The organism is Pengzhenrongella sp. (genome assembly GCF_036565025.1).
GTDB lineage: Bacteria > Actinomycetota > Actinomycetes > Actinomycetales > Cellulomonadaceae > Pengzhenrongella.
Genome location: NZ_DATCNW010000413.1, coordinates 1 through 11,833, shown reverse-complemented (window position 1 = coordinate 11,833; position 11,833 = coordinate 1). Strand labels below are relative to the sequence as shown.

Genomic DNA, 11,833 nt, shown 5'->3' with positions numbered 1-11,833 from the left:
GCTTTCGCGCACCCACCGCACGTGCGTACCCGTTCGGCTACTTGGCGCCGGCGGTCTCGATGGACTTCTGCATGTCGGACAACGCCGTCTTGACGGGCTTCTCACCCTTGATTGCCGCGTACGAGTTGTCCGCGATGGCCTTGGACACGGCCGGGTAGAACGGCGTGACGGGCCGCGGGACGGCATTCTCGATGGACGTCTTCAGTACCGGCAGGTACGGGAGCTGCTTGACCAGCGCCGCGTCGGTGTAGAGAGACGACAGGACCGGAGCCAGCGAACCGATCGTCGCGAAGTTCTTCTGCTGCTGCTCGCTGGTGAGGAAGGTCAGGAAGTCCGCGGCGGTCGCCTTGTGCTTGGAGTAGACGCTGATGCCGGCGCTGTGGCCACCGAGCGACGAGGCACCCGGTCCGGCCTTACCCGGAAGAGCCGCCATACCAAACGTTGTCTTGACCGTGGACGTGCCGTCGGTCTTGGCCAGGTTGTACACGTAGGGCCAGTTGCGCAGGAACAGCAGCTTTCCGTCCTCGAACGCCTGGCGGCCATCCTCCTCCTTGTACGTGATGGCTTCCTTGGGGATGTTGCCGTCTTTGTAGGCAGTCACCAGGTTCTGCAGGCCCGCAGCGGCCTCCGGCGTGTTGAGCGTCGGCTTGCCGGCCTTGTCGATGATCGTGCCGCCCGCCGAGTTGATGGCCTCGGCGGCGTTGACCGTCAGGCCCTCATAGTTCGCGAACTGCCCGGCGTAGCAGGCGATCCCCTTCGCCTTGGCGATCTTGCACATGCCCATCATCTCGTCCCACGTCTTCGGCGGGGTCGGGACGAGGTCCTTGCGGTAGTACAGGATGCCGCCGTCGCTGGAGACGGGCGCGGCGTACAGCGTGCCGTTGTAGGTCGCGGCCGTGACCGTGGCGGGCAGCATGCCGGACGTGTCGATGGCGGTGTCGCCCTTGAGCGGCTGCAGCCAGCCCTGGGCAGCGAACTCGGCCGTCCACACCACGTCCACGCTGATGACGTCGTAGTTGGCGTTCTTGGCCTGGAAGTTCTGGACGTCGTCGTCGTGCTGCTGGTTGGCGTCGGTGGTCTGCTCCTTGAAGGTCACCATTTCCTTCGGGTGAGCCTTGTTCCATGCCTCCACCAGGGGCTTGACAACATTGCTGTTGTCCTTGCCCTGGACGTACGTGATCGGTCCGCGCCCGGTGAGGGTGGCGTCCTTCGTGCTACCCGAACCGGACGTGCCGCTTCCGCTACACCCTGCAAGTGCGAGCGCGATCGTCGCCAGCAGTGCGATGGGGGCGATCTTCCTGGGGTTTTTCATCTCTTGCCTTCCTCATTGAGACAGATACAGCAACGCGTACACGCGTGTGGTTCCGACGCTATGTAAGCGCTTACATCACCCGCAGCGCAGGCCATTCGCGGGTGATTCGAATAACGATTGCGTCACGGCTGCTCGAGCCTGGAGGCCGAGAGCGCCCGGGCGGTGGACCCGCGCTCGACCAGCGTCGTCTGATAGACGACGTCCGTCGGGACCGGGCCCCCGGTGATCATCTCGAGCAGGAGAGTGGCCGCCGTCGCGCCTTCCTCGATCGCCGGCTGCGCCATCGTGGTCAGGCCCACCAGCTCGCCGAGGTCGTGGCCGTCGATGCCGATCACGGAGAGGTCACCCGGGATGCTCAGCCCGAGATCCCGCGCGGCGAGGATCGTCCCCATCGCCATCTCGTCCGAGGCGGCGAACACGGCCGTCAGGTCGGGGCAGTTCCGCATCAGGACGTGCATGGATTCCCGGCCGCCCTCGACGTCGAAGTGTCCGTGCACCTCCTGGGCGGGGATCCACCTCGATCCCGGCCCGACGCAGCGCCGAGCCGGCCACCGTGGGGATGGCGTGGAGACGGGCCGGTGGTGTCGCCATCACGCCGACACCACCGACCCGCGTCCTTGGGCCCGTCACCCGAGCGTCGGGTTGTGGGCGTGGACGGCCAGACCGCGCGCGATCCGGCCGATGCTGACTAGCCCTTGACCGACCCGCTGGTCATGCCGCGGATGAAGTACCGCTGCAGGCTGAGGAAGACGAGGATCGGCACGATGATCGTGATGAACCCCGCAGCCGGGATGAGTTCGCGTCCTGCTCCGGTCTGGCCTTGCAGGCCTTGCAGGGCGACAGTCGCGACGGTGTTCTCGCCTCGCCCGAGGAAGATCAGGGCGACCAGCAGGTCGTTCCAGACCCAGAGGAACTGGAAGATCGCGAAGGACGCCAGTGCCGGGGTCGACATGGGCATGATGAGGCGCCAGAACGTGGCGAAGTGGCTCGCGCCGTCGATCTTGGCGGACTCGACGACGGCCATGGGCAACCCGGACATGTAGGTGCGCAGGATGTAGATGGCCAGGGGCATCCCGAACCCGATGTGGGCCAGCCAGACCGCGGGGAACGTGCCGTTCATGCCCAGGGCGCCGTACAGCTTCACGAGCGGCACGAACGCCACCTGGTTGGGCACGACGAGCAGCCCGACGATGACGACGAACATGAGGTCCCGCCCTCGCCACTGCATAAAGGTGAACGCGTAGGCGGCGAAGCAGGCGATCAGGATCGGGATCACCGTGGCCGGGAGTGCCACGATGAAGCTGTTGAGGAACGCCTGGGCCATGGGGATGCCTGAGGTGTCGCTGGTCAGCGCCTTGGTGTAGTTCTCGATCGTCCACGAGGAGGTGAACGGGTTGAAGAATGCCGTCCACCACCCGGACGAGAACTGGTCGTCACGCGGGCGGAACGAGTTGACGAGCATCCCCAGTGCGGGCACCAGCCAAGCGATGCACAGGATGAGCATGCCGACACGAACAGGCCAGTTCGCGCTGCCGGCACCGGTGCCGGACTTGCTCTGGCGCATCTTCCGCGAGTTGCTCGCAGGCGTTGTCGTTCCGGGCTGGACGTCGGTGGTCATCGTGCAGCTTCCTCTCGACGGAAGTGACGGACTTGGTAGACCAGGACCGGGGTGATCGCGATCACGAGGATGACGACGATCGCCGACGCGTACCCGCTGTTGCCCTGGGTGTACAGCTCGTCGTAGAAGCGGCGCACGATGACGTCGGTGTTGTAGGCGCCGTTGGTCGTGACGTACACGACGTCGAACACCTTCATGACGCCGATGAGCGCGGTGATGAAGACGGTGATCACGGTCGGCCAGATCTGCGGAACGATGATGCTGAAGAAGATCCGTCGCTCCCCCGCGCCGTCGACGCGGCCGGCCTCGACGGTGTCTTCCGGCACGCTCTTGATCGCGGACGACAGCAGCACCATGGAGTACCCGACCATGGTCCAGATCAGGATGATCATGAGCAGCAGGCTGTTGAAGTGCAGTGTGCTCTCGCCGTACCAGAACACCGGGGCCTGATCGAAGAGGGCGCGGATCGCGTTGAGCATGCCGGTCTGGGGCGTGCCTGCCGGCTGGTAGTCGTAGATGGTGCGCCAGATGGTCGCTGCGCCGACCATGCTGATGGCCATCGGCAGGAAGATGACGGTCTTGGCGGCCTTCTCGCCTTGGGGTCGCAGGCGGTCCGCGAGCACTGCGACGCCCAGGCCCAGCACCACGGTCAGGGCCGGGACGAGCAGGATCCAGAGGACGTTGTTGAACAGGACCGACAGGAACCCGTTGTCGGTGAAGAGGTCGATGTAGTTCTGGAAGCCGATGTACGCCGTGGAGTCCGCGTTCGCGAAGCTGTACTCGATCGTGACAACCGCCGGGTAGATCAGGTAGACGGAGATCGCGAGGATCGCGGGCCCGGCGAACATCCATGGTTTGACGCGGGCCTCCCAGCGGGCGTTGAGGGACTCGGCCAGCTTGTTGAGGATCCAGAAGATGATGACGGCGCCGCCGATGCCGCCGATGATCGCAATGATTGCGTTCAAGATCTTGATGCCCATGGCACTTCCTCTCTGAAGTGGGACAAGGCGCTGGTACCCGCGGGGGTGGCCGTTGGTCACCCCCGCGGGTCAGGCGGACGTCAGCTGGCCTTCGGGTAGCTTTGGTCGATGTTGGTGAGCGTGGTGTGGAGGTCCTGCTGGCCCGAGAGCCACTTCACGGGCTCGGTCCAGAAGGTGCCGGCGCCCACCTTGGCGGGCATCAGGTCGGACCCGTCGAAGCGCGCAGCGGAGGCCTTGTAGAGCACCTCGCTGGCGATCGTCTGGAGCGTCTTGTTCGGCAGGAGCGAGACGTCCGCGGTGGTGTGCGGCGAGAACGCGCCCAACTTTGCCTGCTCGGTGCCGTTCTCCTTGCTCGCGATGAAGTTGCGCACCTTGAGGGTGTTGGCGTCGTTGTTGAAGGCGGCGGCGATGTCGCCACCGAGGAGGACCGGGTTGTCGCCTGCGGTCTTGCCCGGGAAGGGCAGCGGGCCCGTCTTGGTGTCGAGCTGGGCGATGACGGCGTCGGGGAAGCCGCCCGGGTTGGCGACGAAGGTGGCCTGCTTGAACAGGAAGCAGCCCGGGGGCGAGCCGAACATCGCGTTGCCGCCGGTCTGGAAGTTCGTCGCGACGATGGACTTCGTGCCACCGCGCACGTTGCCGGCACCGAAGGCGATTTTCTGGAAGTACTCAAATGCCGGCCTGATCTCGGGACTGTCGAATTTCAGTTCGCCCTTGACCCACTTGTCGTAGTTCTCGGGGCCGGCGAAGCGCAGGACGAGGTCCTCGATCCAGTCGGTGATCGGCCAGCCGGTGGCAGCGCCGGACTCGGCGGCGATGCACCACGGTGTCTTGCCGTCGGCCTTGATCTTCTCGGTGAGGGACAGCAGCTCGTCGAGCGTCTTTGGCGCCGTGTAACCGCCGGCCTTGAACGCCCCCGCGTCGGTCCACAGCACGCTCTTGACGCTGACCTCGTTGGGCAGGCCGTAGACCTTACCGTCGGCACAGGTGCCGGCATCGATGATGCCCGGGACGAGCGTCTTCTTGTTCGTGGCGACGGTGGCATCGTCGAACGGGATGAGATGGCCCTGCTTGGCCAGGTCGCACATGAGCCCCGGCTGGGGGAACAGGCCCACGTCAGGGGGGTTGCCGCCCTGCACCCTGGTGCGGATCTCGGTGTCCCACGACGCGGCCTTGATGAACTCGATGGTGATGCCGTTGTCCTTGGCGAACTTCCCGACGTCGGCCTTGAAGCCAGGCTCGGTGTCAGGGCCGAGGCCGTACATCACCGAGATCTTCGACTTGCCGGCGCCGGACGCAGCAGAGCCATTACCGTTCGCGTTCTGCGGCGTAGACGGTGACAGACAGCCTGAGGCGAGCCCGGCGACGCCGATCACCGCGATGGCTGTGAGGGTTGCCCTTCGATTGATCATCTCTGCTTCTCCTTGGAGGTTGGGGGCTTCGTTGCCCCACGCTGACCGGTCACACCTGATGCCCGGCTTCGAACAGAACCGGCGAGGGTGCCGGTGGCTGGACTGCTGGGGCGAGCTCGCGGATCACGAGTCGGTCGCCCTGCCATTCGACGTGCTGCGGGTCGGCGAGCGCGCCGACGAACTTCCCCTCTTCGAGGTTGCGGAAGGCGAGGAACTGGGTGGCTCCTGACACCCGGTCCACGACGAGCTTCCCGACGTAGAGCCGTGGATCGGCCAGAAGATGCGCCCGTGCCACGTCGTAGGGGCCGGTGGGGGAGTCAATCGGCACGGCCCAGATGCCACCGGTGGTTCCCTCGCGGCGAGGCGGGGACATGTCCTGCGACAAGCAGTTGAAGACGAGGACGTGGCGACCATTGACCTCGGCCACGTGGGGCACTTCGAGCTGGCCGAATCCGCTGCCTGGCGCAGTCAGGGGCTCACGAAGCTCCCAGTGCTCCAGGTCTGCCGACCACGCGTGGCCCAGCACGCCTCGGTCGATGGTGTCCTGCGGCACCGACGCCGGGCCGTGTGCCGAGCGCGCCGTAATGAGCATGTGCCACCCGTTGCCTTCGGGGTCAGCGAAGACCCACGGGTCACGAAATGCCTCGTCGTGCCAGTTCCCGTCCGAGGAGTAGGTCTCGTACCACCGGGGATCCGCCTTCAGGAGTGGTCCGGGCGACTTGTCCCACGTCATCAGGTCGAGCGAGGAGGCGCAACCAATGGACTGGACGTTGGCGCCGTCCTTGTTCAGGCTGGCGCCGGTGTAGAACATCAGCCATCGTCCGTCGGGATGACGGACCACCGAGCCGGTCCAGGTGGCGAGGTCGTCGAACGCCGGCGGATCGCTGCGCACGAGCGCATCCGCGACCCGGTGCCACGACCGGAGGTCGGGTGACACCGCATGGCCGATGGACGCCCGGTGGTGGCGCAGCTCGGGGTCCTGCAGTGCACGTGAGGCGTAGAGGAAGAACAGGTGGTACTGCTCGCCGTCGTCTGCGACCCAGAAGTCCCACACCCAGGAGTCCGGAAGCTCGAAGGCCATCAGGCGTTCACCCCGGAGGGTGCCTCAGTTGACCCGGCGCCACGTGAGCGAATGCTGGACATCTGGTGACCTCCACCGCGTCGTGGTCCTGGGCGGCTCGGTCGGGACGCACTTCGCCCCGAGAAGAGCCTCGGGGCTTATGCAAGCGCTTACATCGGCGTCGCGCAAGTCAGGACACGGGTGAATCGCGTAACGATTGAGTTACGCCGTCAGACCGGCCGCGGGGGCCGGGCCGGTCGAGGCCCGCTCGACGAGGCGCGTCGGGTAGACGACGTCCTGCGGTACCGGTGCGCCGGTGATCATCTCGAGCAGCAGGGTGGCCGCGGTCGCGCCCTGCTCGAGCGCCGGCTGGGCCATCGTGGTCAGCCCGACCAGCTCGCCGAGGTCATGCCCGTCGATCCCCACCACGGACACGTCCCGCGGGATCGACAGCCCCCGGTCGCGGGCCGCGAGGATCGCGCCCATCGCCATCTCGTCCGAGGCGGCGAACACCGCGGTGACGTCCGGGCACCGCCGCATCAGGATGTGCATGGACTCCCGGCCGCCCTCCACGTCGAAGTGACCGTGCACCTCGAGCTGCGAATCGACGGGGAGGCCCGCCCGCCGCATCGCACTGACCCAGCCCTCGCGCCGGGCCACCGGCGGCGAGAACGGGGTGACGTCGTCCGGCGTCCCGCTGATGTGCCCGATCCGCCGGTGGCCGAGCCCGATGAGGTGCTCGGTCGCCGCGCGAGCGGCCGCCAGATCGTCCAGGCGCACGGTGACCTGGCCCTCGACGCCCGAGCCGACGAAGATGAGCGGGTGCCCGAGCTTGACGAGCGACTGGACCTCGGCGGCAGCGAGGGGGAGCCCGACGACGAGGATCCCGTCCACCCGCCGGCGCAGCACGTCGGGATCGACCCGGAGCCGCGGGGCGTACCGCGAGACCTCGAACGTGTGCAGCAGCGCATCGAAGCCCTCGGCCCGCAGGGCTCGCTCGGCACCCTCGATGACGTTCGCGAAGAACCACCGGTTCACCCACGGCGTCAGCAAGCCGATCGTCTTGGTCCGCCCGGACGCGAGCGACGCGGCCGACGGCGAGGCGACGTACCCGAGCTCGGCAGCGGCGGTCCGGACCCGTTCCCGCGTGGCGGCCGAGACGTTCGGGAGACCACGGAGCGCGCGGGAGACCGTCGCCGTCGACACACCGGCGACCCGGGCAACTTCGTCGATGCCATGCGCCACGCTGGCTGATGCTGCCACTAGCCGGGGTCGGGCGTCCACATTTCCCGGTGCGGTCAGCGCAACAGGCTGCGCAGGACGTCGACCGCGCCGTCGTCGTCGATCGTGCCGGTGACCTCGTCGGCGATCGCGAGCACGTGCTGTGGTGCGTGTCCCATCGCCACCCCACGAGCGGCCCAGTCGATCATCTGCAGGTCGTTGCCGCCGTCGCCGATCGCGACCGTGCGGGACGGTTCGACGCCGATCAGGCGCCGCACGGCCTCGAGCGCGCTCGCCTTGGTGACGCCCTTCGGGGCGATGTCCATCCACGCCGTCCAGCCGATCGAGTACGTCACGTCCTCCAGGCCCATCCGGTGCACGAGCTCGTGGAACTCGGCACTGGTGTGGCCGGGGCTGCGCACCACGAGGCGGGTGACGTGGTCGCTCCAGAGGTCCTCGATGTCGACGACCTCCTGGCTGCCGGTGAGCTCGCCGGCGGGGAACAGCTTGTTCATCCGGAAGCCGACGCCGAGCTCCTCGACGGCGAACAGGGCGTCGGGCAGCTCGGCGTGCATGAGCCGGAGCGCGGGTTCGGGGTCGAAGGTGATCCGCTCGGTGATCTCGTAGCCGTTCTCCGCACCCGGGTCGAGCCGGACGGTCACCGAGCCGTTCGAGCACACCACCCAGCCCGACGTGATGCCGAGCGCGTGGGCGACGGGCACGGTCGCATGCACCGAGCGCCCGGTCGCCAGGACGACGGTGACGCCGGCCACGAGCAGGGCCTCGACAGCGGCCCGGATGTCGTCGGACATCCGCTCGTCGTACGTCATCAGGGTCCCGTCGATGTCGAGCGCGACGAGCATCGGGCCCGAGCCGACCAGGTGGGAGTGCCGGATCCCGGTCACGGTGCGACCCTGGCCACCGGCTCGAGGACCTCAAGGCCGCCGAGGTAGCCCTGCAGGCCCTTCGGTACGCGAACCGAACCGTCCGCCTGCTGGTGGTTCTCGAGGATCGCAACGATCCACCGGGTGGTCGCGAGCGTGCCGTTGACCGTGGCGACCGGGCGGGTCTCGCCGGTCGCCGTCCGCTCGCGCGTGTTCAGGCGGCGGGCCTGGAACGTGGTGCAGTTGGAGGTCGAGGTGAGCTCGAGGAACCGGTTCTGCGTGGGCAGCCAGGCCTCGCAGTCGAACTTGCGCGCGGCGCTCATCCCGAGATCGCCCGCGGCGGTGTCGATCACCCGGTACGGCAGCTCGACCATCGCGAGCATCGCCTCCTCGAAGCCGAGCAGGCGCCGGTGCTCGGCGGCGGCGTCCTCCATCGAGGTGTAGCTGAACATCTCGACCTTGTGGAACTGGTGCACCCGGATGATCCCGCGGGTGTCCTTGCCGTACGAGCCCGCCTCCCGCCGGTAGCAGGCTGACCAGCCCGCATAGCGCTTGGGGCCAGCGCTGAGGTCGAGGATCTCGCTCGAGTGGTAGCCGGCGAGCGCGACCTCGCTGGTGCCCGTCAGGTACAGGTCGTCGGCCTCGAGCCGGTAGATCTCGTCGGCGTGCGCGCCGAGGTACCCGGTGCCGGCCATGATCTCTTTCTTGACCAGGGTCGGGGTGATCATCGGGGTGAAGCCGGCCGCGATCCCCTGGTCGACCGCGGCGTTCAGCAGCGCGAGCTCGAGTCGCGCGCCGATGCCGGTGAGGTAGTAGAACCGCGAGCCGGAGACCTTGGCGCCGCGCTCGGTGTCGATCGCGGCGAGCATCTCGCCGAGCTCGAGGTGGTCGCGCGGGACGAAGTCCGGCCCGTACTCGCTCGTGAAGTCCCGCGGGGTGCCCTCGGTGCGCAGCACGACGTAGTCGTCCTCGCCACCGACCGGCACGCCCTCCTCGACGACGTTCGCGATCCGGTACGCGATCTCGGTCAGCAGGGCGTCGGCGGCGTCGGCCTCGACCTGGCGGGCCTTGACCTCCTGGGACAGCCGCTTGGTCCCGGCGAGCAGCTCGGCCTTCTCGTCGCCCTTGGCGACGGCGACCCGCTTGCCGAGCGCCTTCTGCTCCGCGCGCAGGCGTTCGAAGTCGGTGAGCGCGGCGCGGCGACGCGCGTCGGCGTCGAGCACCGCGTCCACGAGGGCGGGGTCGTCGCCGCGCGCACGCTGGCTCGCTCGGACGAGGTCGGGATTGTCACGGAGAACACGCAGGTCGATCACCCCCTGAGGGTAACGACCCACGCTGCACGAGGCGTCCACGGGTTCTCGAACCGACCATCCACGGCCAGGTCCGGGGCGCATGCGGCCACTGCACCCCGCGGCGTCCGAGCGTTGACGCACCTCGCGGACGTCCTGGCACGGACATTACGGCTGATTCTGGGCCGTGGGGGTGCGTTGGGCCGTAGCGTTGCGCCATGCCGTGGTCCGAGTGGTTGAGCGTGATAGCCCTGGTGGTTGCCGCCGGAGCACTCGGAGTGGCCCTGACGGCCGTCCGCCGCCCGGGGGAGCTCGTCGCACGCCGCCGCGTCGCGACGTTCATCGGACCGGTGAGCGCGGCCGAATTGCTGCTGCCCGCGCCGAACACGAGCGGCGACCTCGTCGCGTTCGTGGCGAACCCGACCAAGGCGGGCGCGCGTGAGCTGCGGGAGGCCGCCGTCCGGGCCTGCGCGTCGCGGTACATGCTCGAGCCGCTGTGGTTCGAGACGACCGTGGAGGACGCCGGCGTCGGTCAGACGCGGGACGCGATCGCCCAGGGGGCGACGGCCGTCGTCGCCATCGGAGGTGACGGCACGGTGCGCGCGGTGGCGGAGGGGCTGGCCGGCACGGGGGTGCCGATGGGCATGATCCCGCAGGGCACCGGGAACCTGCTCGCCCGCAACCTGGACCTGCCGCTGACCGACACGGACGAGGCACTGCGCCTCGCGCTGACCGGACGGCCCCGCACGATCGACGTCGGCTGGCTACGGGTCGTGCGGGACGACCTCCAGGCGACGGAGGACGTGGCGGAGGACGACGACGACGCGCGAGCTCGCGGCGCGGACGGGGACGGTTGGGCCACGCCGAACGCCGACGGGCCGACCGGGGACGCTGCTGCGCGCACGCCGGCAAAGGAGCACATCTTCCTGGTCATCGCCGGGCTGGGCTTCGACGCGGCGATGGTCGCCGACACCGACGAGGCCCTCAAGGCGCGCGTCGGATGGATCGCGTACTTCCTCGCGGCCGTCCACCACCTGCACGGTCGCCGCCCGCACCTGCGGATGCAGGTCGATGACGCCCCGGCGACCGACTCCCGGGTCCGCACGTTGCTGATCGGCAACTGCGGTCGCCTGCCCGGCGGCATCACGCTGCTGCCGGACGCCGTGCTCGACGACGGGTGGCTCGACATCGGCGCGATCGACACCCGCGTCGGGTTGGCCGGCTGGGCTCAGCTGCTCGGCGAGGTCATCCTGCAGGGCATCGGGGTGCGCAATGAGCTGCCGGGCAAGATCGGGAAGATCGACCACCAGCGCGCGCGACGGTTGCGCGTCTCGGTCGACCGGCCCGAAGCGGTGCAGGTGGACGGCGATGTGCTGGGACAGGCGCTGGAGATCTCGGCGTGGGTGGACCCGGGAGCGTTGATCGTCCGGGTGGCGTGAGTCTGGCTGCCCGAAGGTGCAGACGGTGGCTGGGCGCTATCGCAAGGCGCTGTTCGTTTGCACCCCGGGATGGCGCGCGAGTCGCTTGTGAAGCGACTCAGACCCAGCGGCAAGCCTTCCTCAGGAAGGTCTTGGGTACCGTCTCGGACCGCCGGGGCCTCGCGTCGAGCCCGCTTCGCCACAGTCGGATTCAGTTCGGCGGCAGCCGGGTCGTTGTGTCCTGCCGGTTGAAAGTTCGGTCAAAATAGTTCGCTGAAACCCTTGCTTTGTCCGGTTTGACGGGATATCTTTAGAACAAGAGTTCGAGTTTATGGCCGCAGGGGGTGGCGAGTGATGGACCTGGATACCGGTACTGACGCCGCGGGCTCGGCCTCGTCGATCTGTTCGCCCACAGTAGCGGCCACGTCCGACAGCCTCCCCGACGCCGGGTCCGGGGAGTGTTCGGTCGGGCTTGCGCGGGCTGCTGCGGTGGCCGAGACGATGGGTCTGTTCGCGGCGGTCGCCGGTGAGGCGGCGTCGTGGGCGACGGCGGAGCGGCGTGCGGTGCTGACGTTCCTGGACCGGTCGATCGACGTGCTCACCACGGTGCGCGCCACGGTCCTGGTCGCGGAGCGGGACTCC

At 68.2% G+C, this 11,833-nt stretch carries 11 protein-coding genes; 2 read left to right on the top strand and 9 right to left on the bottom strand.

Going from position 1 to position 11,833, the window contains the following annotated elements; genetic code table 11:
• Nucleotides 1-37: 37 nt before the first annotated feature.
• From VIM26_RS23665 to serS, 9 genes are all read right to left on the bottom strand, one after another.
• Nucleotides 38-1,312 carry an ABC transporter substrate-binding protein gene (locus VIM26_RS23665; protein WP_331955786.1) on the bottom strand — a complete coding sequence of 425 codons (1,275 nt, stop codon included), beginning with the start codon at nt 1,310-1,312 and terminating at the stop codon, nt 38-40.
• A gap of 122 nt (nt 1,313-1,434) precedes the next feature.
• Nucleotides 1,435-1,809, bottom strand: coding sequence for a substrate-binding domain-containing protein (locus VIM26_RS23660; RefSeq protein WP_331955785.1), 375 nt, complete (start codon nt 1,807-1,809; stop codon nt 1,435-1,437).
• Between the two features lie 191 nt (nt 1,810-2,000).
• Nucleotides 2,001-2,930 carry a carbohydrate ABC transporter permease gene (locus tag VIM26_RS23655; RefSeq protein WP_331955784.1) on the bottom strand — a complete coding sequence of 310 codons (930 nt, stop codon included), beginning with the start codon at nt 2,928-2,930 and terminating at the stop codon, nt 2,001-2,003.
• Nucleotides 2,927-3,910 carry a sugar ABC transporter permease gene (locus tag VIM26_RS23650; RefSeq protein WP_331955783.1) on the bottom strand — a complete coding sequence of 328 codons (984 nt, stop codon included), beginning with the start codon at nt 3,908-3,910 and terminating at the stop codon, nt 2,927-2,929. The genes VIM26_RS23655 and VIM26_RS23650 overlap by 4 nt, the downstream gene beginning before the upstream one ends.
• Nucleotides 3,911-3,990: 80 nt before the next feature.
• Nucleotides 3,991-5,319: an ABC transporter substrate-binding protein gene (locus tag VIM26_RS23645; protein WP_331955782.1), complete on the bottom strand. Its 1,329-nt coding sequence runs from the start codon at nt 5,317-5,319 to the stop codon at nt 3,991-3,993.
• 49 nt (nt 5,320-5,368) lie between these two features.
• Entirely contained in the window at nt 5,369-6,400 is a 1,032-nt protein-coding gene (locus VIM26_RS23640; RefSeq protein WP_331955781.1) for a glycosyl hydrolase family 32, read from the bottom strand.
• Between the two features lie 201 nt (nt 6,401-6,601).
• Nucleotides 6,602-7,624: a LacI family DNA-binding transcriptional regulator gene (locus tag VIM26_RS23635; protein ID WP_331955780.1), complete on the bottom strand. Its 1,023-nt coding sequence runs from the start codon at nt 7,622-7,624 to the stop codon at nt 6,602-6,604.
• Between the two features lie 53 nt (nt 7,625-7,677).
• A complete protein-coding gene (locus tag VIM26_RS23630) occupies nt 7,678-8,505 on the bottom strand; it encodes an HAD family hydrolase (protein WP_331955779.1) in 828 nt (275 codons plus the stop codon).
• The gene (serS, locus tag VIM26_RS23625; protein ID WP_331955778.1) at nt 8,502-9,797 is read right to left on the bottom strand and encodes a serine--tRNA ligase; all 1,296 of its coding nucleotides are present in this window, start codon (nt 9,795-9,797) and stop codon (nt 8,502-8,504) included. Before serS ends, VIM26_RS23630 begins: the two co-directional genes overlap by 4 nt.
• A gap of 194 nt (nt 9,798-9,991) precedes the next feature.
• On the opposite strand from serS, the gene VIM26_RS23620 reads away from it, so the two are divergent.
• Together VIM26_RS23620 and VIM26_RS23615 are read left to right on the top strand one after the other, a co-directional pair.
• The gene (locus VIM26_RS23620; protein ID WP_331955777.1) at nt 9,992-11,212 is read left to right on the top strand and encodes a diacylglycerol/lipid kinase family protein; all 1,221 of its coding nucleotides are present in this window, start codon (nt 9,992-9,994) and stop codon (nt 11,210-11,212) included.
• Between the two features lie 333 nt (nt 11,213-11,545).
• Nucleotides 11,546-11,833, top strand: a 288-nt coding sequence (locus VIM26_RS23615) for a hypothetical protein (RefSeq protein ID WP_331955776.1), incomplete at its 3' end; no start/stop codon positions are given.